The organism is Leisingera sp. ANG-S5 (assembly GCF_000813925.1).
Classification (GTDB): Bacteria; Pseudomonadota; Alphaproteobacteria; order Rhodobacterales; family Rhodobacteraceae; genus Leisingera.
This window is the reverse complement of sequence record NZ_JWLH01000001.1, coordinates 579,716-599,690: the sequence shown is the minus strand read 5'-3', so window position 1 is coordinate 599,690 and position 19,975 is coordinate 579,716. Positions and strand designations below refer to the sequence as shown.

The window sequence follows — 19,975 nt, the reverse complement described above, 5'->3', positions numbered from 1 at the left end:
AAGGTTACCCTCCATCCTTAACGGTTGCGCCCGCCGCGTGACAGCGCGCGGGACAGCTGCGCGGCGATCTGGCTGCGGCTGCGTTCAAAGCCTTTGACGTCGGGGGTGGAGACATTCATCACCACGTTGACCGCGCCGCCGCCCTGGCTGCGCACCCCAAGCGAGCCATCGGCGCCGCGCGTCAGCGGCAGGATCGCCTCCGGCCCGGCCTCGCCCATCAGCCCGGTGGCACCGCGCATCGGAAACGTGGTGGGGCTGGTGACAATGCCGCCCTTGGCAAAAGGCATCACCTTGCCCTGGCTGAAGGCGGCGCCATTGGCGAAGGGAAGGATACTGCCGATGAGGCTGCCGAAACCGTCGGAAATCAGACTGCCCACGTGGTTGGTGACCGGTTTCATCGCCGCGTTATAGGTTGTGCGGATCATTGAGCGCGCGAGCGTGTCCATCGCCTCCGACAGATTGGCGCCGTCAAACACCAGATCGTCAAAAGCGCGGCGCAAGCCCTTGGAAAGGCTGCGGTCCAGGATCTGGGCATCGCGCCCGGTTTCGGAAAAACCTTCCTTCACCCGCCCCAGCACTTCTGCAAAGGCAGCGGCCATTCCAGAGGCCCCGTCCAGGGCTTCTCCCAAAGCTTCGCCCTGCAATTCCAGTTCTGCCATCGAAGATGAGTCAGTCATCTGTTGTCTCCTTGTTCTTCGGGGCGGTGGCGTCCGGGAAGGCCGCCATCAAGGCGGCCAACCGGTCGCGCCCCAGCGGCTGCGGTGCAGCGGCCTCGCCCAGCATCAGCCGCAATTCCGCAGGCGTCAGTTGCCAGAAATCGCGCGGCATCAGTTTCAGCCCCGCCATCCCGGCGCGCATCAGGGCGGGCCAGTCGAGCGCAGTCATGGGCTCTCGGGCACGGCGAAGCTGCGCACCAAGAGTTCCGCCGCCACCCGTGCCGCCTGCATCGGGCCGCCGGTGATGGTGGCGGCGGCGAGGTCTTCGCGGCTGAGATCATGGCCGCCGCCCTGCAGGCCGGCTGCCAAAAGCGCCAGCACGTCGCGGGCGGAAAACCGGCCCTGTTCGAACCGCTGCACCAGATCCACCAGCGTGCCTTCCTCCAGCGCGGCCTCAAGGGCTGCAAGCGCACCGAGTGTGAGCTTCAGCGCGTAAGGGGTTCCATTCACGAGCAATTCCGCCTCGCCTGCGTGCGGGTTCACCATCGTCACACTGCCGCAAAGCTGAGCTGGCCGGCGCTGGCGAGCGACAGCTCATAGGTCGCCTCGCCATTGTGGCTGCCGGCGTATTCCAGCGCTGTGACCTGGAACGGCCCCTGCACAATGCCGAAGTCGGGGATGATCACCTGGAACTCCGGCGTCAGCCCGTCAAAGAACAGCTGCCGGGCGCGTTCGTCCGTCGCTTCATCCCGGAAAATGCCGGAGCCGGAAATGCTGGCGGAACGGACGCCGGCGCCTGCCAGCAGCTCGCGCCAGCCGCCCTGGCTTTCAAGGCTGGTCACATCGACGCTTTCGGCGTTGAAGCTGATCCGCGTGGCGCGCAGGCCGGCGATGGTTTCGAACAGGCCGGCGCCGTTCATGTCCACTTTGACCAAGAGGTCCTTGCCGTTTTGAACTGTCATGGGGTTTCTCCTGTAAAATCAGATGTTAAGCATCGGTTCTTGAGGAACCCGCCTGGGCCGGAGGCCCGGGCAGCGCCCGTCCCGCCCCCCGGCATGCCAAAGGCGTGCTTCCAGCACGACGGCGGGCGCTTCGCTTCCACCCCGGACGGGCCGGACGCTGCCCTCTGTTTCTCGAACATCACACATCATCCACACGGGCGCGGAAGCGCAGGGTGATCTGGCGTCCGCCGGTGCTCAGCCGCTCGGCCTTGGCCCGGTCGAACCACAGGCCGGTCAGCTGCCCGCGCGGCAGCGGCACCGCGGCGCCGACCAGCGCGTCGCAGACGGCGGCGGCGGCAGATTTGGCGGTGGCAAAGCCGGCCATGTCGGTGGTGACGGTGACAAAGAACCGGTGTTCGGCGCCGCCCGCGGTCTTGTCCGAGCGGTCCAGCACCTCTTCGCTGCCAAGCGCTACATAGGTCTGGGGCAAGGGGCCTGCGGGGATGGCGTCATAGATCGCGCTGCCGACCAGTGCGGTCAGGCCCGCATCGCCGGTCAGATGGGTGTAGATGGCGGATTGCAGCCCGCCTGCGATGGCATAGGTCATGTGCTCACCTCCGCAACTGCGAAACAGGTGAGGTAGCGGGCATCCGGTCCGTTTTCCGTAACTGCATCAATACGGTAGAGGCGGCTTTCATCGCGGAACCGCTGGTCGGGGCGCGGGCGGGATGCAAAGCCATCGGGGGAAGCGCGCAGGGTGATGCGGTATTTCTGCAAAGACAGGCTGTTGCTGTTGAGGCGCCCGCTGAGCGGCTTGACCTCAGCCCAGAGGGTGCCGAGCGCCACCCAGGTCTCCGCATAGCCGCCGGCGCCATCGGGGGTGCGCTGGGGGTCTTCCAGCACCAGTTTGCGGGTCAGGTTCGGGGGGCGTTTCATGCGAGGCCCCCCAATGTCAGCCGCAGCGTGCGGTAGCGTTCAATGAGGCTGGTGACGCCAAAGGGCATGCAGCCGCCATGCAGGCCGGTGTCGGCCCGGTATTCGTAGTAATGCGCCGCCAGCAGCATCACCGCCTGGGCCAGATCGGCAGGAAGCCCGCCCCAGTCCGCGGCCATGCCGGCCTGCAGGGAGATCCGCGCCAGACCGCCCGCGGGAATGGCGGGCAGCAGGCTGCCCGCGGGACACAGCGCCGGGCGCTGGCTGTCGCGCTCCAGGCGGTAGGCGGCGGGGTCCAGCACCGTCTCAGCGCCTGCGGCGTCACGGATCATCACCTCTGTCACCATCTGCACCGGGGCGATGGGAAACACCATCCGGGTGCGGTCGCGCCAGTGGCGGATCTCCACTTCAAAATCGCGGGTTATCAGTGCCTTGCCGGTTCTTGCTTCCACGGCTGCCAGGGCGGCGCGCAGGAAGCCAATCAGCACCTCGTCCTGCAGGCTGTCCTCGCCAAAGCCGGTGCCCAGGCGGAGGTGCGCCTTAAACTGGGCCAGCGGCAGGGCGGCCTCGGGCACGGGGGTCACTTCGCTCAGCATCATCATCTCACTCCTGCGGGCCTCCCCCGGTTTCGGCCCGGGTCTGCTGTCCGTTAAAGGTTCGGCCGGCACGCACCGTTCCCTGCCGCTCGGACGGAGGGGGAGCAGCTAGACGGCAGGGAAATATGGGGTGCGTGCCAGCCGGCGGACCGGGCTGCCGGTCCGCCATCAGCGCTGAGCGGTCAGCTCAGGCCGAATTTCATCAGCTTGATCGCGGCAAAGTCGCTGACGTCGCCGCCGACGCGCTTGGTCGCGTAGAACAGCACATGCGGCTTGGCGCTGAAGGGGTCGCGCATGACGCGCAGGTCCGGGCGTTCGGCAATGGTGTAGCCGGCGCGGAAGTCGCCGAAGGCGATGGGGAAGCTGTTGGCGGCCGGGTCCGGCATGTCCTCGGCGATCAGCACCGGGTAGCCCATCAGCCGCGCGGGTTCGCCTGCGGCCAGGCCGTCGGACCACAGGAAGCGGCCATCGGCATCCTTCAATTTCCGCAGCATTCCCGCGGTCTTGGAGTTCAGAATGAAGGTGGCGTTGGCGCGGTATTCCGCCCCCAGCGCATAGACCAGGTCGATGATCGCGTCGCCGTTGCCGATCTCGCCTTCGACGCCGGTGGCCTTGTAGCCGATGTTGCCCCAGGTCCAGCTGTCGTTTTCCTCGACGTTGTAGTTCATGAAACCGGTGGGCTTGTCGTTGCCGTCGCCGTTGATGAAGGCGTCGGCCTCAGACCGCGCGAATTTGTCTGCGATGCGGCCTGCCAGCCAGCCCTCGATATCAAAGGCGCTGTCATCGAGCAGCCGCTGCGACGCCTTGGGCAAGGCGCTAAGTTCATGCAGCGGGATCGAGATGCGGTCGATGGTGCCGGTGGAGGTTTCCGCCGCGGGGCCTGTTTCATTGGCCCAGCCGGCGCCCATTTCGCTGTGGTCGATCAGCACGTCATAAGACGACGCCTCCACATGCACCACGGAGGCCACGGCGCGGATCGAGGCGGAGGCGTTCAGCACCGCCTTGACGGTGTCGGCGGTCTGCGGGTCGACCAGATAGCCGCCGTCGCTGCCCACCGCAGTGGACATGGATTTGCCCTCCAGCTCAAGGCCGCGCAGGCCGTCGTCGTCGCCGTTGCGCAGGTAGGCGTTGAACGCCTTTTGATGGGGCGCGCCCGCGTCCTGGCTCGCTGCCAGATGGGGGCGGTTCTGAGAGATTGTCTTACGGTCCAGCATGGTCACTCGCTCTTCTGCCTGTTTCAGCCTTGATTGCACGTCGTCCTGAAACCCCTTGAATTCATGAAGAAAGCCGGAAATGGCCTGTTTCACTTCATGCGCCAGGGGCGCTGCGTCCCCGGTTTGGGCCGGGAGGTCTTGATTGCTCATGATGGGTGTCCTGTTCTGAGGTCACGGGTGATCTGGCGCAGGCCGTCGGCCAGGGCGCGCAGTGCTTGTGCTTCCGCATCGGCGGAGGATTTGGCTGCCACCCGGGCGGCGGGCAGCATCGGGAAGGTGACCAGCGACACCTCCCACAGCTCCACTTGGCTCAGGTGGCGGGTGCCGTCCGGGGCGCGGGTGGCTTTCTGGGTGCGGTAGCCGATGGACAGGCCGTCAATGGCGCCAGCCTCGATCAAGGCTGCTGCTTCGGCGCCTTTGGGGGTGGCGGTGAGGATGCGGCCCTTGACATACAGACCGCGCTTGTCCTCGCGCACTTCGTCCCAGACGCCGATGGGCTGGGCCGGATCATGCTGCCACAGCATCTTGACCGTGCGGCCCTGATCGCGGAGCGCCTTGAGCGAGGCCGCATAGGCGCCGCGCATCACCACGTCACCGCCCTGGTCGGTCTGGCCGAACAGGCTGGCGTAGCCCTTGATTTCGGTTGCGTCCTTCAGCGAGAGATCCTCGCCGAAGCGTGCGAATTTATGTTCCAGCTGGGGGGATCCCTGCATCATCTGAACCTCGCAAGTCGTTGGATTTACGGCAATTGCACCGTCAGGAAGGATTGGAAGGCCTGCGCCAGGATCACCGCGGCGACGCCGTAGACGGTGAGCCAGAGGCGTTTCTCCAGCCGCTCCATCATCTGTTCGATCCGGTCGAGGCGGCGGTTCACGGCGTCGTGCTGGATCTGGGCCACCCGCTCATGGGCGGACAGGCGCAATCCCGGTGAACAATCAAATGCGTGCATCGGGTGCTCAGTCATCCTGTCCGCCCTCCGTCTGCTCTGTGGGCAGGGTTTCTGTGGGCAACCCCAGCAGACGCCGCTTTTCCTCATGGGAGAGGAAATCCGCGGAGGTGATGCGCCGCCATTGCGCCTCGCGCTCTGCCGCCAAGGCTGGCAACTGGTCGAGGTCGGGCTTCAATGTCAGCGCGTCGCCGGTCCAGGCGGTGAGCCAGCCGGACAGCGCGGCGGTGACCTTGGAGACCAAGGGCAGCACGGTCAGCCGGTAGAAGGCGCGGTTGGCCTCCTGATAGTTGGCATAGGTCGCATCGCCCGGGATGCCGATCAGCATCGGCGGCACCCCGAAGGCCAGCGCAATTTCGCGGGCGGCGGTGTCCTTGGTTTTCTGGAATTCCATGTCGGAGGGCGAGAACCCCATCGGCTTCCAGTCCAATCCGCCCTCCAGCACCATCGGGCGGCCCGCGTTCTGGGCGCCCTGGAAGTTTGTTTGAATTTCTTCGCTTAGATGGCGGAATTGATCGTCGGACATTTGCCCCTGGCCGTCGGAGCCAGTCCAGACCAGCGCGCCGGAGGGGCGGGCTGCGTTATCAAGCAGCGCCTTGGACCAGCGCGAGGCGGCGTTGTGCACATCAATGGCCATCGCCGCCGATTGCAGGGCCGAGAGGCCGTAGTGGTCGTCCTGCGGGTGGAAGCTTTTGATGTGGCAGACCGGGGCGTTGCCGGGCTCGTTGGCGAAGCGGTGCTTGCGCCCGCCGACCACATAGTCGAACCCCGCAGGCCAGCCGTCGGGTCCCGGCACCACGTTCATCCGGTCGGAGCGCAGCACGTGCAGTTCTGCGGGGGTTGCGTCCTCTGCCGTGACCATCTCGATATAGGCGTTGCCGGACAGGAGCAGGTGGCCGTAGAGCGCCTCCAGCAGCTCCGCCTGGGTCTGGGCCGGGTTGGGACGCGCCAGCAGCGCCAGCCAGGGGTGGGTGTCGTAACGCTGGCGGCTGTCCTGCAGCACCAGCGGCACGGCGGCGGCAGCCTCGGCAATGAGGCGGATCACCCGGTGGGTGACCGGATTGCCGGCAAAGCCGCTGCGGGTCAGGGAAACGGTGTCGCGCGGGCTCCAGGCGATGCGGCCGGCGCCGTGCCAGGAGACCACCCGGGCGGTCTGGCTGGCCTTCTGTTCCAGGCCCGGATTATTGGGGCCCGGTTTTTGGGGGTCCGGCGTTTTGCGCCGCAGCAGGTCAAAGACCATGGTCCGCTCCTCAGGTTGTTCCTAGGTGACGCTGCTGGCCCTTGGGGCTGGTGCGCCTTTGCTGAGGAATATTTGTGCCAGAAAGACCTGAAGATTTGGCAAGCGGTGCGTACGGTGGGTACGCAACACCTTGGGTTACAGCACTGTTTTAAAAGATAAAGGCAGCGTTGCGCGCTGCCTCATCCAATCGAATTTCTTTGTCTTGTCTTCGCCTGGCCGAAGGCCGGGCAGCGCCCGTCCGCCCCCCCGGGCGGGCGCTTCGCGTCCACCCGCGGACGGACGCTGCCCTTAGCGTTTTATAACACCCTGACCTGCGGCCTGCGCAGGTTGGCGGCGGGCTGGATGATCAACTCATGCAGCGCCCAGACCAGCGCATCGACCCGGTCGGGAGAGCCGCTGCCGCGGTAGCCCTGCGGGGTCATCTGGCACATCTGGTCCTCGAGCTCTCCCAATCCGGGCAGGTGAAACACCCGGCCCTGCTCATAAAGCGCGGCCACCGGCTCGGCGCGGGCGGATTTGCCCTTTCGCGCATGCAGGGCGCGGAACGGCACCAGCGGGTCGGCCTGGCGCAGCACGGTTTCGACCAGCGCGCCGCCCTGGTTTACCTCTGCCACCACCCGTTCGGCACCAAAGCGGTCGCGGGCGGAGATCACCGCCTGCGCCCAGGTCATCGGCGTGGCCCCCTGCACGGTGCAATCCGCCAGCACATAGGCCTGCCAGTCCTGCGGCGGGCCGTGCGTGACAGCGCCGGCCACCATGATGCCGCAGGCGTCAGACGCCTTGCCCGCGCTGACCGCCGGGTCGACGGCGACCACCACCCGGTCCAGCGGCGGCGCCTCGGCCACCTGGGCCTCCACCAGCGCTGCGGTGGTCCAGAGCGCGCCCTGAATGTCCGAGAGCATCACCCCGTCCAGCTCCTGCCGGCCCAGCCGGGTGCCCGCGTAGCGCGCGCGGACTTCCGTGAGGAAGGAGGCTGCGAGGTTGGCGCGGTTGGCTTCGGTCGGGGCATGGGTGGTGACGGTGCTGGGCGAGGCCAGCAGCCGTTTCAGGACGGCTGCGTTGCGCGGGGTGGTGGTGACGCAGACGCGGGGATCCTGCCCCAGCCGAAGCGCGAATTGCAGCATGTCCCAGCTCTCCTGCCCCTTCTTCCACTTGGCCAGTTCATCCGCCCAGGCGGCGTCGAACTGGGGGCCGCGCAGCGCCTCGGGGTCGTGGGCGGAGAAGGCCTGCGCCTCGGCGCCGTTGGGCCAGATCAGCTTGCGCTCCGACGCCTTCCACTTGGGGCGGCGGTCCTGCGGCGAGCAGGCCAGGATGCCGCTGTCGCCGTGGATCATCACGTCGCGCACCTGGTCATAGGTTTCCGCCACCAGTGCGATGCGCCGGGCGGTGCCGGGATCCTGCGGCCAAGCGCCCTCGGCCAGCGAACGGACCCATTCGGCCCCTGCCCGCGTCTTGCCTGCACCGCGCCCACCCAGGATCACCCAGGCGCGCCAGTCCCCGTCCGGCGGGCGCTGGTGATCCAGCGCCCAGATGTGAAAGAGATGCGGCAGTGCGCAGAGGGTTTTAAGGTCCAGCTCATCCAAGAAGCAGCTCAGGAGCGAGGGCGGCACGCAGGCGAGAAAGTCCGAGCTCGACAGCTGCGCGCGCCGCGACGAGATCGAGTTCGTGCTCGGATTTGAGCATGCGGGCGACGTCGGTGCTTTGTTCTGCAAGGGTCTTCTCCACTTTCTGGCAGTCCCGGATCAGGTCCTCGAGCTTGCGGACCTGGGATTTGGCGCCGGTCATTTCATCGGCACCGGTGGTTTCGAGCTGCTCCCGGAGCTCCTCTGCTTCTTTGCGCAGGCGGTGGATGCTGTCCTGCAGGGACAGCAGGAGATCGGCAGTGTAATGCCCCCGCCGTTTCAGGAGGGCGGCGCCGTCCTGGTCCGGTGTCTGGCCCTGTTCAGAGGGGCCCTGTTCAGAGGGGGCCGGTGCTGCGTGGACCGGTTCTGAGGGGGTCGGTGCCGGGTGGCCCGGCCCTGTGTGGCCCGGTGCCGGGCCATTGGTCTGATCTGTCATGATATGCTCTGCCTCATGCGTTTTTGTCCGCACGAGAGAAAGACAGGACGGCCGCCGGCGGAGGGGTCCGGGGCCGTCCATGTTTCTTCCAGCTGCACCACAACCTATACGCGATTTCAGCGTAAAAGTCAAGGGTTATGGGGAGGGGTGCGTACGGTGGGTACGCAACGGGGGAGGCAAAAAACAATTAGGCACAACCATAAACCTGATCACTCGACACCTACTCCATTCACGCTAAAGCTCCGGATATTGCCACCAAATGAGCATCCTTGGCCTGATCCTCAGAAAACTCATCAATCTTGCTCAAATGCTCGTCGCGGAGTGCAATACAGATATCGAAAAGCGGGTTTATTTCAAATAGCTGAAACCTTTCCCCAGCAATCACCAGAGTAGAAATGAGAGACTTAAAATAGCTGAACGCATTCTCTGTCAGGTAAGGTGTACTTAGATTAGACGTTGCCTTGTGAACTATATTGTTTCTTCTTCTATATATCCGATGCAATTGCCATGAAACTCTCCTCTCATGTTCTCTCATTTTCTTCCTCAACAATGAGGGGCTAGTCGCAAGTTGGTCAAGCTGAGCAGCCCTATCCAGCAACAATTCGCTATCACTAAAAATGGATGTAAACGCCTTCTTAACATCACCACCCGCATGAAAAATACTTATAAACTTCTCAAACCTTGTCTCACCCTCTCCAAATTTGTCAACAAAACTATGAAAGTCTGCCATGTAGTTCTTCGCAAGATCATTATAAAAGCTTTTATATATTTCATACACGTACTGAGTTGTCGCAAGTGGAGCAATGTACTTCGCAAAATGGGTAATTCGAACGGACTTTTCCCCATCCTTCATAGGAGCTGGCAAAATCGCTTCGAATGCGGACCAGATAGATAAAAGTCTAGCGTCACTCTCCGACGTTCTTGACGCAGCGGAAGCGGCTTGCAATGCCCCCGACAGCTTCCTCTCAAAACTTCTGTTTCGCTCACCCCTCTTTGAGAAAGTGAATTTAAACATTTTATCAACAAGCTCTTGATGGTCACCCTTATCTCTAATTGGGCGCCCTTCGTTAATAAAGTCAGAGAGGTGCACCTTGAAGACTGCACCCGTTTCCTTCTCATGTACAAACGCCTTATCTGGATAGTGCCGTTTATTTCCGTCAGGAAAAACAAACAAAAATGAGTTCAGTAGACTCAAGAAAAACTTCACTGTACGCGCCATGCTGAATGGGTCCCACCCGGGAAAGCCTGACAGAATAACATAATTAGAAGAACCATTCCGCATCCCCTCGGGAATAGACCATTTGAAATGAGCCGGCAATTCAGCTGCGCTTGAAAAGCTTTGAGCGCCGATGGTGTCAGACAAATATTCGCATGCCTTTTTAGAGCCAGGAATTAGAATATCAAAGACTTTTTCTCTTTTTGACATAGAGCTGAAAAACTCCCGAGCGCTCTGCAGAGGGTCTTCGCTGATGTCATTTATGGAAAATACTCGTTTTGCGGTTATGTGGATGTTTTCTCGAGACCTCCCCTCACCCACAACGTGAGATACGTACAGGCTTGCACAAGAATGAATTTTCCCCTTCTCTCTCTTACCTGATCCACACATTTCCAACAGGTATCGAATTGCGAATTTTTCATATGAAGGTGCAACAATCTTCGAAAATATCCCCAAGGATGCAGAAATTTTCTCCAAAGTGTCTGATGCCGAAACACACAAAACAGAAAGGGGAACCCCCTTTTCCTGTGTTATTTTCTCAACGACAAGGTCGCTCTTTATCGAACTGGAAAACTCCTCCAACATTGGCTCAAGAGCACTTTTTGAAATAGACTTTAGCCGCACATCCTGCAGAGCAGTCTTAAGTTCCAATGACTTGGCACACATTGACAATGTCTTATGTCGATAGCTCTCGAAGGAGTACCTGTCCGTTAACTCCAGAATAGACTCCGCAAACATTTTAACCATGGCCGCCTCATTTCCGGCGGGCCACGCGTTCCTCAGCCTCTTCAATTCACAACTCCTACTTACCACGCGACGACACGCAGATATTGAAAATATAAGATACCAAAATACCTGGAGACAACAAACTGTTTCACACAAGGGCTCTTCACCAGTATGCCAAATTTGACAAAGGAAACCTAAAGATTGATTACCACCAAGTTAGTGTACTTGCCCTAGAATGAGGAATTTTATTTTCCACCAAAAAAGGGCGCCAACCGGCGCCCTTCCCTGTGTCTGTCCCGCCCCGCAGACCGTTTCCCGGCGCGGGAAACGGCTCGGAAAACGCGTGTTTTCCGGGCCGGAATTCTCGCAGAATTCCGGCGTCCGGTCAGTTGTTTTGCTGCTGGGCCTCGATCTCGCGCCATTTAGCGACGTTGGCGTTGTGCTCGTCCAGCGTCTCGGCGAAGGCGTGGCCGCCGGTGCCGTCAGCGACGAAGAACACGTAGTTGGTGGTCTCCGGGTTCACCGCGGCCTCGAGGCTGGCAAGGCCGGGGTTGGCGATGGGCGTGGGCGGCAGGCCCTCGATCACATAGGTGTTCCAGGGGGTTGGTTTGCGCAGCTCGCTCTGGCGCAGGCCGCGGCCCAAGGTCCCCTCGCCCTTGGTGACGCCGTAGATCACCGTCGGGTCGGTCTGCAGGCGCATGCCGCGGTTGAGGCGGTTGGTGAACACAGAGGCGACCAGGCCGCGTTCCTCGGCGACGCCGGTTTCCTTCTCGATGATCGAGGCGAGGATCAGCATTTCCTCCGGGGTTTTCACCACCGCATCCGCAGAGCGGCTTTCCCAGGCGGCGTTGATGCGCAGCTCTTGGCGTTTCTGCATTTCTGCCAGCACCGCGGCGCGGTCTGTGCCGGGGGTGACCTCATAGCTGTCGGGTGCCAGCAGGCCCTCGGCGGGGCGCTCGCCCGGATCGCCGTCCAGCACATCCATGGCCTTCAGCGCCTCGACCACCTGCCAGCTGGTCACGCCTTCGGCCAGCGCGATGCGGTAGCGGGTGTCGGCGTCCTGGCGGGTCTCGGTGTACTGGGCCGGGACCTCATCCTCGCCGAGGACGAAGTCGGCGATTTCCTCGAACTTGCTGGTCGCCGGGTCCAGTTCGCGCACCAGGGTCTGGGTGCGGGTCACGCCGACGCGGTAGACGATTTCGGTGCCGCAGGTGGAGGCGCCGGAATGGGTGATCTCGTCAACGATGCGCTCCATCGACGACCCGGGCTCCACCAGGAAGCTGCCGGCCTTCAGCTGACCGGTTTTCTCGCTGTATTTGGCGCCGAGGCGGAAGATGGTGCCGGAGGAGACGGCGCCCTGGGTTTCCAGGTCGCGGCTGACGCGGGCCATGTTGGAGCCGCGCTCCACCCGCAGGCAGATGGCGGTGTCGAGCGGGCCCTCGGCAGTATATTGCGACTTGCCCCACAGGATGAGGCCGCCCAGCAGGAACAGGGCGGCGATCAGGACAGTCAGCATGTTAGAGGCGAGGCTGCGCCACATCAGTCAGGTTTCCCGAACAGGACCGATGCGTTGGTGCCGCCGAAGCCGAAGGAGTTCGACAGGGCCACGTTGATCTTGCGCTCGCGCTTGGCGTTGGGGGCCAGGTCGACCGGGGTTTCGACCGCGGGATTGTCGAGGTTGATGGTCGGCGGTGCCACCTGGTCGCGGATCGCCAGGATCGAGAAGATCGCCTCAATCGCGCCGGCGGCACCCAGCAGGTGGCCGGTGGCGGATTTGGTCGAGGACATGGTGACATTGGCGGCGTGATCGCCCAGCAGCCGCTCAACCGCGCCCAGTTCGATGGTGTCGGCCATGGTCGAGGTGCCGTGGGCGTTGATGTAGTCGATGGCGGAAGCGTCCAGGCCTGCGTTGGCCAGAGCGGCCTTCATCGAGCGTTCGCCGCCCTCGCCGTCCTCGGAGGGCGCGGTGATGTGGTAGGCGTCGCCGGAAAGGCCATAGCCCAGCACCTCGGCATAGATCTTGGCGCCGCGGGCCTTGGCGTGCTCGTAGTCTTCCAGCACCACGATGCCAGCGCCCTCGCCCATCACGAACCCGTCGCGGTCGGCGTCATAGGGGCGCGAGGCGGCCTTGGGGTCATCGGCGCGTTTGGTCGACAGCGCCTTGCAGGCGTTGAAACCGGCAATGCCGATCTCGCAGATCGCGGCTTCGGCGCCGCCTGCGATCATCACGTCGGCGTCGCCGGATTTGATCAGCCGGGCCGCGTCGCCGATGGCGTGGGCGCCGGTCGAGCAGGCGGTCACGACGGAGTGGTTCGGGCCCTTGAAGCCGAAACGGATCGAGACCTGGCCGGAAATCAGGTTGATCAGCGCGCCGGGGATGAAGAACGGCGACACCCGGCGGGGGCCCTTCTCCTTGATCATCACCGCGGTGTCGGCGATCGACGACAACCCGCCGATGCCGGAGCCGATCATCACGCCGGTGCGCAGGCGGCTTTCCTCGTCCTCGGGCGTCCAGCCAGCGTCGCGCACGGCCATATCGGCGGCAGCGATGCCATAGAGGATGAAGTCGTCAATCTTCTTCTGTTCTTTCTTGATGACCCAGTCATCCGGATTGAACGTGCCCTCAGAGCCGTCGCCGCGCGGAACTTCGCAGGCGTAGGTGGTGGTGACGCCGCTTGCTTCGGCATCAAACAGGGTGATGGGGCCGGCGCCCGACTGTCCATCCAGCAACCGGGACCAGGTTTCTTCGACTCCGCTGGCCAGCGGGGTGACCAGGCCCAGTCCGGTGACTACTACTCGGCGCATTCCTTGCTCTCCTATGCCTCGGCAATCCGTCCGTTCAAATAGCTTGGAATGGCAACCGGGTGCAAGAGCGGGCTGGCACCCGCCGTGACGTTACGGAAAATGGGCCGTGACGGTGTTTTTGCGCTGCGGGAACGTTTGATTAACGACTCACACTTAGGTTGAATTTATCAAAACGCGAAACTCGGCATCCGTCCTCATCGAATGCCAAAACGGGCTGGAGCTCTGGGCCATTTTGTCTCCAGCCCGTCTTTTTTTCGCTTTTTTCCTTTGCCGGCAGCAAGACCCCGGATTGAGACGGCATTCCCGTTTCAGCATCTGGCGGGAGGGAAACAGGAACTTTCCGGGCTGCAATCCGGGCCTGTTAACCTCAAATTTGCAACTTTGCGCCAAAATCTCCTGCGGAGATACGTGAGGACTACACTGCCATGCGCCAATGGCTTCCGACTGCTGCGGTTCTGCTGACCCTGTCCCTGCTTCCCCTGCGCGCGGAGGCGGCCTGTCCTGTGCATCAGGATCTCTCTGGGCTGAACCGGGCTTCGGCGGGCTTCCTGTCCTACCTCGAGACCGGCGAAGGCGCCTATTACGTGCAGCAATTGAACAGCTGGATCGGTACGAATCCGCCTGCCCCGCTGAAGCAGCGGATGCGGGCTGTCGGCATTCAGCAGGTCGAAGCCGGCACGCTGAAGCTGATGCAGCAATCCACTGTGCTGCTGCAGATCCTCTCCAGCCAGGGCCGCCAGGCGGCGCTGGAAACCGCCCGCCACATGGGGGTTTTCGCGTTGCAGTCGGACTATGGCATCCGGGTTGAGGCACTGCCGTGCGATCAGATCAAGGAAGACGGTTTCGGCAGCAAGCTGGTGGCGATCAACGCCAATGACGCCCGCCAGCGCCAGCAGATCATCAATGCCGCGATTGCCTGGGTGTCCTTCCTGGTGCTGGGCGGCAGCGTTTTGTACTTTCTCGACCGGATCGGCATCCGCAAGATCCGCCGCACCAAACGCTACCCCTGTGCCGTGCCTTGCGTGCTGCAAGCCGGCGGGCGCACGGTGCGGGGCCACCTGGTCGACCTCAGCCGGGCCGGCGCCAAGGTGCACCCGGACACGCAGGTCGATGCCTCAGGCCGGGTGAAGCTGAACTTTGGCGGCTATACGGTGGACGCCCAGGTGCGCTGGAAGACCGCGGATTATGTCGGTGTGCAATTCATCAAGGAATTCAACTTCATGCAGCTGCACCGGCTGCTGGAGGAATTCCCGATGGAAGAAGGCGGCATGCGCGAGGAAGTGCGGCTGGGGCTGTAAACGCCCCCGGCAGCGGCCCTGCCTGAGATCCTGCCAGCGCAGCGGCCAATTCATCCAGAATCACTTTTCAGGCCAGCGGCCTGCAGCCGGGCCCAGAGCCCGGCTGATGCTTTGCATGCGGCGCGGCCTGTGCTCCGTTTGCGTCTCCTGCTGCTGATTTGCGGCATATCCTGTTTCCTCCCGATCCCCTTACCCTGTCACCCACGGGCGCTTTTACGGCGAATTAACTCCCGTATACGGTTGCGTTAATAACTGCCAGCACCCTCCTTGGTAGAGTGACTGAACGGAAACCGCGCGAAACCACCTTTTTGATCTGCAAGGCGAGCCCCGCATGAAACATTGGCCACTGATCCTGGTTGCGCTTGCTGCGCCTGCAGCGGTCTGGTGCAGCGCAGGGCGGGCTGAGGCGTCCAGACCCACCTGCGTTCTGCAATCCGATCTTGTGATTTTCCAGCATGAAGCGCGCCAGTTCCTGGAGTATCTGCGCACCGGGAACGGGCCGCGCGCGGCCCGGCAGCTGGAGCATTGGCTGGAGGATCATCCGGATGTCACACTGCGGATGCAAATGCGGCGGGCCGGCATGGACGCGTATGAGCCGCTGGCGATGCGGCTGATCACCCAGCAGAAAGGGCTGCTTCAGGTGTATAACCGGCATGGGCAAGCCAAGGCGGAAGTCAGCGCGCAGCGGCTTGGCACATCGGCGCTGCTGGAGGAGTTTGCCGCCCGGATCATCCCGCTGCCCTGCGACTATGCGCCGGAGAAGGAAAGATCCGCGGACACAGCGGCCGGGATGGGGCGGATCAGGGGCATTTCACAGGAGACGGCCATTGCCGGATCGCTGTCCGCACTGGTGCTGGGCGGCGGCGGCATGTTTCTGGCGGAGCGGGTCGCCCGGCGCCACCGGCGCAGGCGCCGCCGCTACCCCTGCTCGCTGCCCTGCTCCTTGAAAACCCCTAGCCAGATGCTGCGCGCCAAACTGGTCGACATCAGCCGCATGGGCGCCAAGATCCGGATCTGGCAGCTGCCCGGCACCCCGCTGCCACCGCCAAAGAAAGATGTCATTGCCGTCTTTCCCGGTGTTGGTGAAATCCGGGCCCAGGTGACCTGGCAGAGCGCTGATTATGTTGGGGTGAAATTCCTGAAGCCGATGGCGGCAGAAGAACTGCGCAGCCTTCTCAACTGGTCGAAACAGGCCGAGACCGCGACGGAACTGGCATCGAAAGCCGCGGTCAAACCGGCCTGAGACCAGCCCGGGACCCGCGGCTGGCATCCGTGCAGCACCTCTGGCCGCAGCCAAGCCGGTTACGGCCATAACGAAGGGGCGCCCGCTGGCAGGCGCCCCTGGTCTTGCGTGCCGGATGCCGGCCTTACTGGAATTCGGCGACCGGTTCCGGTTCCGGGCGGGCCACGGCCAGCGCATCCTCCAGCGCGATGGTCTTGCTGAACAGGGCCCGGCCGATCTGGGCACCGGCGATGTTGTGGATGTACTTCAGCCGTGAGATGTCATCAGCGTTGCGCACTACGCCGCTGGCGATCACCGGCAGTTTCACCAGCGAGGCCAGATGCGAGATCAGCCCCATCTGCGCCTCGGTATCGGCAACATCAGCGTCGATATCGGTGATGAGGATGCCTGCAAAGGGCGCGCCCGCAAAAGCCTCAAGATAGGCCTCCGGGGTGAAAGCGCCAGACTTGCGCCAGCCATCGGTCATCACCTGGCCCTGCCAGATGTCCACCGCCAGAACGATCTGGTCGGGGTGGTGTTCGGCCAGTTCGCGCACCAGGTGCGGATCGCGCGCCGCCAGGGTGCCGATCACGACACGCCCTGCGCCCTTGTCGATCCAGTACTCGACCTGCTCGCGCGAGCGCATGCCGCCGCCCAGCTGCACCGGGATACCGGCAGCGCGGATGATGTCGGTGACCAGTTCCTCGTTGCTGTTGTCGCCTTCCAGCGCGTTGAAATCGGTGAGGTGCATCCATTCCGCCCCGGCTGCAGCGAAGCCCTTGGCGGTTTCCACCGGGTCCACGTGCCAGATCTGCGGCTCGTCCAGGCGGCCTTTTTCGAGCGTCACGCAACGGCCATTCTGAATTTGCATCGTGGGGTAGATGATCATAGTGCCAGTCTCCTCATGTCATGCCTCATGGGTTCAGAGTAACACGGATTGAGGTCGGCGATACGCCGTATCCTGACCATTTATAGAACAATTGCGGCGTGGATTTCCGGGCGCGCTGGTAGCGCAAACAAACGCCACAGGCACAAGGGGCCAGAATGCCGCAGCAGCAGATTCGGCGCAGGCACAAGGGGCCAGAATGCCGCAGCAGCAGATTCGGCGCAGGCAGGCGGGCAAAAGAAAACGGCGCCCTCCGTGCAGGAGAGCGCCGTGAAATCCGGTCATCCGGAAGCGTGGCTTAGGACGCTTCGGAGATGAACTTGACCGCGTCGCCGAAGGTCTGGATGGTTTCGGCTGCGTCGTCCGGGATCTCGATGCCGAACTCTTCTTCAAACGCCATCACCAGTTCCACGGTGTCCAGGCTGTCTGCGCCCAGATCGTCGATGAAGGAGGCGTTTTCGGTGACCTTGTCTTCTTCAACACCCAGGTGCTCAACAACGATCTTTTTAACGCGATCTGCGACGTCGCTCATGTCTCTTCCTCGTTTTACAGGGCACTCTGCCCGGTTCTGCCCTGCCCTAGCCGGGCGGCGTGGTTTTGCCCGGAGCGGGCGGTGTGATCCCCGCGGGACGGGGACAGTGCGGCGTTTCCGTTAGGAAATACCAGCGGATATGGGCCGCCTATAGCATAGACCGCAGCCAAGGCAAACGGTTTCGCGCGGTCATCAAGCGGCAGCGCGGTTTGCCTGTGGCCGCTATGAAGCGTGCAGATGGCCTTGTAATCAAGTGGTTGCAAGACCTGCACTGCATCTTTTTTGCTTTTTCACCGGATTTCAATCATTTGGCGCCTCCGGCCAACCCCGGTTGCGGCTCTTGTTCCGGGCTGCAGAGACGGAAAAACCCCGCAGACAGGCTGCGGGGTTCAATAATGATGCGGCGCGGCGGGGCGCTCAGATCATCGCCATGCCGCCGTTCACATGCAGGGTGGTGCCGGTGACATAGCCTGCTTCCTGGCTGGCCAGATACAGCACGGCAGAGGCGATTTCCTTCGAATCTCCCATCCGGCCGGCCGGGATCTGGGTCAGGATCGCGTCTTTCTGGTTGTCGTTCAGCTTGTCGGTCATGGCGGTGGCGATGAAACCCGGTGCAACCGCGTTTACGGTGATGCCGCGGTTGGCGACCTCATAGGCCAGCGATTTGGACATGCCGACCATGCCGGCCTTGGAAGCGGCATAGTTGCCCTGGCCCGGGTTGCCGGTGGCACCCACCACGGAAGAGATATTGATGATGCGGCCCCAGCGTGCCTTCATCATGCCGCGCAGCACCCCGCGGCAAAGTCGCATGGTGGAGGTGAGGTTCACATCCAGCACGCTCTGCCATTCCTCGTCCTTCATGCGCATGAACAGGTTGTCGCGGGTGATGCCTGCGTTGTTCACCAGGATGTCGACCGAGCCCATTGCCTCCGCCGCCTGTTTCGGCAGTGCTTCAACCGACTCCGCGTCCGACAGGTTGCAGGTCAGCACATGGGCGCGCTCGCCCAGCTCAGCCGCCAGCGCCTTGAGCGGCTCCTCGCGGGTGCCGGACAGCGCCACGGTGGCGCCAGCGGCGTGCAGGGCGCGGGCGATGTCGCCGCCGATACCGCCGGAGGCGCCGGTGACCAGCGCATTTTTTCCTGTAAGATCAAACATGTTTCTTGCCCTCTTGGCTTCTTAGTCCCGCAGGACCGGTTGTGTCAGGAGACCGAAGCGCTCTATCTCGGCCTCGGTCATTTCGTGCATTGAGCTGGCGGGGGCCGCGCGGACGGTGAACCAGTAGAAATCGGCGCTGCCCAGCATCCGGGTTGTATAGGCCACATAGGGCGCATGTTCCGGGTGCCAGCGCGGGTATTCGTCGGCTGTCCTGTCACCTTCCCAGGCGTGGACGCCCAGGACGGCGCCTGCCTCCATCGTGCGTTCGGTGCCAGCCAGGAACAGCTCCACCGCGCCGGAATAGATCCGGCTGCTGGCGGTGACATGGGTGCCGAGGCCCAGATCGCGGACCATGTGGCCGATTTTCAGATTGGTCTCGTCATCGTCGGAGCCGGGCATGTCCAGCAGCACCAGCCGCTGCGCATCCGGGTTCCTGGCCATGAAGGCGCGGAACTTGCGCAGCGACTTGCCGTTGACGGTGCCGTTGACCAGAATGTCCTGCCCCTGCAGCTTGAAACTGGCCGCCTGCGCGTGGCTGAGCATCAGCCCGCCCGCCACTGCCACGGCTGCGGCAAGGGTAAGGCTGGATGCCAGAAACGCGAGGCGGCGTTGCATGGATCAGGCCCCGGCGGCGGCCGCGGCGTCCTCGGGCGTGCCGACCTGGCGGCAGGCGAGATTGCGGTCGATCTTGCGGATCATGCCCGAGAGCGCCTTGCCTGCGCCGATTTCCCAGAACTCGGTCACGCCCTTGGCGGCCATCGCCTGCACGCTTTCACGCCAGCGCACGGAGCCGGTGACCTGCTCCACCAGCAATGCGCGGATTTCGTCCGGGCTGGTGACAGCATCGGCGCGCACGTTGGCGATCAGCGGAACTGCGGGGGATTTGATATCAACGCCTGCGAGCGCCTCCGCCATGGCGTCGGCGGCGGGCTGCATCAGGGCGCAATGGAAGGGCGCGGACACCGGCAGCATCACCGCGCGTTTGGCACCCTTTTCCTTGGCAATCTCAGCCGCGCGTTCCACCGCGGCCTTGGCACCGGAAACCACCACCTGGGTGGGGTCGTTGTCGTTGGCGGCCTGGCAGACCTCGCCTTGCGCGGCTTCCTCGGCCACTGCGCGCACCGCGTCGAGGTCGAGGCCCAGGATCGCGGCCATGGCGCCCTCGCCCACCGGCACCGCGCTTTGCATTGCGAGGCCGCGGGTGCGCAGCAGGCGGGCGGTGTCGGCAACCGAAATGGCACCGGCGGCAGCCAGTGCGGAGTATTCGCCCAAGGAGTGGCCGGCCACAAAAGCGGCCTTATCAATGGTGACGCCTTCGGCCTCCAGCGCGCGCATCGCGGCCATGGAGGTGGCCATCAGGGCGGGCTGGGCGTTCTGGGTCAGGGTCAGGGTTTCGATGTCGCCCTCCCAGATCAGCTGGCTCAGGCTTTCGCCGAGTGCGCTGTCCACCTCGTCAAAGATGGCCTTGGCGGCGGGATAGGCCTCAGCCAGCGCCTTGCCCATGCCGATGGTCTGGGCGCCCTGCCCGGGGAACACAAATGCGATCGTCAT

Annotated in this window: 23 protein-coding genes; 2 read left to right on the top strand and 21 right to left on the bottom strand. The window is 63.3% G+C overall.

The window, feature by feature from the left end; all coding sequences use genetic code 11:
* Positions 1 to 17: 17 nt before the first annotated feature.
* The 16 genes from RA25_RS03025 to fabF form a co-directional block, all read right to left on the bottom strand.
* Positions 18 to 677 carry a phage tail tape measure protein gene (locus RA25_RS03025; RefSeq protein ID WP_039170044.1) on the bottom strand — a complete coding sequence of 220 codons (660 nt, stop codon included), beginning with the start codon at positions 675 to 677 and terminating at the stop codon, positions 18 to 20.
* Positions 670 to 885 carry a rcc01693 family protein gene (locus tag RA25_RS03020; RefSeq protein ID WP_039170038.1) on the bottom strand — a complete coding sequence of 72 codons (216 nt, stop codon included), beginning with the start codon at positions 883 to 885 and terminating at the stop codon, positions 670 to 672. Before RA25_RS03020 ends, RA25_RS03025 begins: the two co-directional genes overlap by 8 nt.
* Complete coding sequence (locus RA25_RS03015) at positions 882 to 1,202, bottom strand: gene transfer agent family protein (RefSeq protein WP_039170036.1); 321 nt, start codon at positions 1,200 to 1,202, stop codon at positions 882 to 884. The genes RA25_RS03020 and RA25_RS03015 overlap by 4 nt, the downstream gene beginning before the upstream one ends.
* Positions 1,203 to 1,204: 2 nt before the next feature.
* Positions 1,205 to 1,618, bottom strand: a complete 414-nt coding sequence (locus tag RA25_RS03010; RefSeq protein ID WP_039170035.1) for a phage major tail protein, TP901-1 family — start codon at positions 1,616 to 1,618, stop codon at positions 1,205 to 1,207.
* A gap of 178 nt (positions 1,619 to 1,796) precedes the next feature.
* Positions 1,797 to 2,204 carry a DUF3168 domain-containing protein gene (locus RA25_RS03005; protein WP_039170034.1) on the bottom strand — a complete coding sequence of 136 codons (408 nt, stop codon included), beginning with the start codon at positions 2,202 to 2,204 and terminating at the stop codon, positions 1,797 to 1,799.
* Complete coding sequence (locus tag RA25_RS03000) at positions 2,201 to 2,533, bottom strand: head-tail adaptor protein (RefSeq protein WP_039170033.1); 333 nt, start codon at positions 2,531 to 2,533, stop codon at positions 2,201 to 2,203. Before RA25_RS03000 ends, RA25_RS03005 begins: the two co-directional genes overlap by 4 nt.
* Complete coding sequence (locus RA25_RS02995) at positions 2,530 to 3,129, bottom strand: head-tail connector protein (RefSeq protein ID WP_039170325.1); 600 nt, start codon at positions 3,127 to 3,129, stop codon at positions 2,530 to 2,532. Before RA25_RS02995 ends, RA25_RS03000 begins: the two co-directional genes overlap by 4 nt.
* 179 nt (positions 3,130 to 3,308) lie before the next feature.
* Positions 3,309 to 4,490, bottom strand: coding sequence for a phage major capsid protein (locus RA25_RS02990; RefSeq protein ID WP_039170026.1), 1,182 nt, complete (start codon positions 4,488 to 4,490; stop codon positions 3,309 to 3,311).
* Positions 4,487 to 5,053 carry an HK97 family phage prohead protease gene (locus tag RA25_RS02985; protein WP_446720361.1) on the bottom strand — a complete coding sequence of 189 codons (567 nt, stop codon included), beginning with the start codon at positions 5,051 to 5,053 and terminating at the stop codon, positions 4,487 to 4,489. Before RA25_RS02985 ends, RA25_RS02990 begins: the two co-directional genes overlap by 4 nt.
* 26 nt (positions 5,054 to 5,079) lie before the next feature.
* Entirely contained in the window at positions 5,080 to 5,304 is a 225-nt protein-coding gene (locus RA25_RS02980) for a GTA head formation protein, RCAP_rcc01685 family (RefSeq protein WP_019298454.1), read from the bottom strand.
* Entirely contained in the window at positions 5,297 to 6,526 is a 1,230-nt protein-coding gene (locus RA25_RS02975; RefSeq protein ID WP_039170020.1) for a phage portal protein, read from the bottom strand. The genes RA25_RS02980 and RA25_RS02975 overlap by 8 nt, the downstream gene beginning before the upstream one ends.
* Before the next feature lie 296 nt (positions 6,527 to 6,822).
* A complete protein-coding gene (locus RA25_RS02970; protein ID WP_039170017.1) occupies positions 6,823 to 8,109 on the bottom strand; it encodes a DNA-packaging protein in 1,287 nt (428 codons plus the stop codon).
* Positions 8,102 to 8,584 (bottom strand): hypothetical protein, encoded by a 483-nt coding sequence (locus RA25_RS02965; protein ID WP_241477349.1) that lies wholly within the window; start codon positions 8,582 to 8,584, stop codon positions 8,102 to 8,104. The genes RA25_RS02970 and RA25_RS02965 overlap by 8 nt, the downstream gene beginning before the upstream one ends.
* 229 nt (positions 8,585 to 8,813) lie before the next feature.
* Positions 8,814 to 10,592 carry a hypothetical protein gene (locus tag RA25_RS22600; protein ID WP_152612153.1) on the bottom strand — a complete coding sequence of 593 codons (1,779 nt, stop codon included), beginning with the start codon at positions 10,590 to 10,592 and terminating at the stop codon, positions 8,814 to 8,816.
* A 319-nt stretch (positions 10,593 to 10,911) separates the two neighbouring features.
* On the bottom strand, positions 10,912 to 12,066 hold the full coding sequence (gene mltG / locus RA25_RS02955) for an endolytic transglycosylase MltG (protein WP_039170012.1): 1,155 nt from the start codon (positions 12,064 to 12,066) through the stop codon (positions 10,912 to 10,914).
* Positions 12,066 to 13,331 (bottom strand): beta-ketoacyl-ACP synthase II, encoded by a 1,266-nt coding sequence (fabF, locus tag RA25_RS02950; RefSeq protein WP_039170011.1) that lies wholly within the window; start codon positions 13,329 to 13,331, stop codon positions 12,066 to 12,068. The genes mltG and fabF overlap by 1 nt, the downstream gene beginning before the upstream one ends.
* A gap of 425 nt (positions 13,332 to 13,756) precedes the next feature.
* On the opposite strand from fabF, the gene RA25_RS02945 reads away from it, so the two are divergent.
* Both RA25_RS02945 and RA25_RS02940 read left to right on the top strand, forming a co-directional pair.
* Complete coding sequence (locus tag RA25_RS02945) at positions 13,757 to 14,629, top strand: PilZ domain-containing protein (RefSeq protein WP_039170008.1); 873 nt, start codon at positions 13,757 to 13,759, stop codon at positions 14,627 to 14,629.
* Positions 14,630 to 14,960: 331 nt separating this feature from the next.
* Entirely contained in the window at positions 14,961 to 15,872 is a 912-nt protein-coding gene (locus RA25_RS02940; RefSeq protein WP_039170007.1) for a PilZ domain-containing protein, read from the top strand.
* Between the two features lie 124 nt (positions 15,873 to 15,996).
* On the opposite strand, the gene RA25_RS02935 is transcribed toward RA25_RS02940, so the two are convergent.
* From RA25_RS02935 to fabD, 5 genes are all read right to left on the bottom strand, one after another.
* Positions 15,997 to 16,740, bottom strand: coding sequence for a 1-(5-phosphoribosyl)-5-[(5-phosphoribosylamino)methylideneamino]imidazole-4-carboxamide isomerase (locus RA25_RS02935; protein ID WP_019295540.1), 744 nt, complete (start codon positions 16,738 to 16,740; stop codon positions 15,997 to 15,999).
* Between the two features lie 295 nt (positions 16,741 to 17,035).
* Entirely contained in the window at positions 17,036 to 17,269 is a 234-nt protein-coding gene (locus tag RA25_RS02930; protein ID WP_005982462.1) for an acyl carrier protein, read from the bottom strand.
* Positions 17,270 to 17,686: 417 nt separating this feature from the next.
* Positions 17,687 to 18,424 (bottom strand): 3-oxoacyl-ACP reductase FabG, encoded by a 738-nt coding sequence (gene fabG / locus RA25_RS02925; RefSeq protein ID WP_019295539.1) that lies wholly within the window; start codon positions 18,422 to 18,424, stop codon positions 17,687 to 17,689.
* Between the two features lie 21 nt (positions 18,425 to 18,445).
* The gene (locus RA25_RS02920; protein ID WP_052254139.1) at positions 18,446 to 19,039 is read right to left on the bottom strand and encodes a COG3904 family protein; all 594 of its coding nucleotides are present in this window, start codon (positions 19,037 to 19,039) and stop codon (positions 18,446 to 18,448) included.
* Positions 19,040 to 19,042: 3 nt separating this feature from the next.
* Positions 19,043 to 19,975 (bottom strand): ACP S-malonyltransferase, encoded by a 933-nt coding sequence (fabD, locus tag RA25_RS02915; RefSeq protein ID WP_019295537.1) that lies wholly within the window; start codon positions 19,973 to 19,975, stop codon positions 19,043 to 19,045.

Bases quoted from the DNA above. Each gene is read 5' to 3' on its own strand.
- RA25_RS03025 (WP_039170044.1), bottom strand. From the start codon at position 677: ATGACTGACTCATCTTCGATGGCAGAACTGGAATTGCAGGGCGAAGCT.
- RA25_RS03020 (WP_039170038.1), bottom strand. From the start codon at position 885: ATGACTGCGCTCGACTGGCCCGCCCTGATGCGCGCCGGGATGGCGGGG.
- RA25_RS03015 (WP_039170036.1), bottom strand. From the start codon at position 1,202: ATGGTGAACCCGCACGCAGGCGAGGCGGAATTGCTCGTGAATGGAACC.
- RA25_RS03010 (WP_039170035.1), bottom strand. From the start codon at position 1,618: ATGACAGTTCAAAACGGCAAGGACCTCTTGGTCAAAGTGGACATGAAC.
- RA25_RS03005 (WP_039170034.1), bottom strand. From the start codon at position 2,204: ATGACCTATGCCATCGCAGGCGGGCTGCAATCCGCCATCTACACCCAT.
- RA25_RS03000 (WP_039170033.1), bottom strand. From the start codon at position 2,533: ATGAAACGCCCCCCGAACCTGACCCGCAAACTGGTGCTGGAAGACCCC.
- RA25_RS02995 (WP_039170325.1), bottom strand. From the start codon at position 3,129: ATGATGCTGAGCGAAGTGACCCCCGTGCCCGAGGCCGCCCTGCCGCTG.
- RA25_RS02990 (WP_039170026.1), bottom strand. From the start codon at position 4,490: ATGAGCAATCAAGACCTCCCGGCCCAAACCGGGGACGCAGCGCCCCTG.
- RA25_RS02985 (WP_446720361.1), bottom strand. From the start codon at position 5,053: ATGCAGGGATCCCCCCAGCTGGAACATAAATTCGCACGCTTCGGCGAG.
- RA25_RS02980 (WP_019298454.1), bottom strand. From the start codon at position 5,304: ATGACTGAGCACCCGATGCACGCATTTGATTGTTCACCGGGATTGCGC.
- RA25_RS02975 (WP_039170020.1), bottom strand. From the start codon at position 6,526: ATGGTCTTTGACCTGCTGCGGCGCAAAACGCCGGACCCCCAAAAACCG.
- RA25_RS02965 (WP_241477349.1), bottom strand. From the start codon at position 8,584: ATGACAGATCAGACCAATGGCCCGGCACCGGGCCACACAGGGCCGGGC.
- mltG (WP_039170012.1), bottom strand. From the start codon at position 12,066: ATGTGGCGCAGCCTCGCCTCTAACATGCTGACTGTCCTGATCGCCGCC.
- fabF (WP_039170011.1), bottom strand. From the start codon at position 13,331: ATGCGCCGAGTAGTAGTCACCGGACTGGGCCTGGTCACCCCGCTGGCC.
- RA25_RS02945 (WP_039170008.1), top strand. From the start codon at position 13,757: ATGCGCCAATGGCTTCCGACTGCTGCGGTTCTGCTGACCCTGTCCCTG.
- RA25_RS02940 (WP_039170007.1), top strand. From the start codon at position 14,961: ATGAAACATTGGCCACTGATCCTGGTTGCGCTTGCTGCGCCTGCAGCG.
- RA25_RS02935 (WP_019295540.1), bottom strand. From the start codon at position 16,740: ATGATCATCTACCCCACGATGCAAATTCAGAATGGCCGTTGCGTGACG.
- RA25_RS02930 (WP_005982462.1), bottom strand. From the start codon at position 17,269: ATGAGCGACGTCGCAGATCGCGTTAAAAAGATCGTTGTTGAGCACCTG.
- fabG (WP_019295539.1), bottom strand. From the start codon at position 18,424: ATGTTTGATCTTACAGGAAAAAATGCGCTGGTCACCGGCGCCTCCGGC.
- RA25_RS02920 (WP_052254139.1), bottom strand. From the start codon at position 19,039: ATGCAACGCCGCCTCGCGTTTCTGGCATCCAGCCTTACCCTTGCCGCA.
- fabD (WP_019295537.1), bottom strand. From the start codon at position 19,975: ATGACGATCGCATTTGTGTTCCCCGGGCAGGGCGCCCAGACCATCGGC.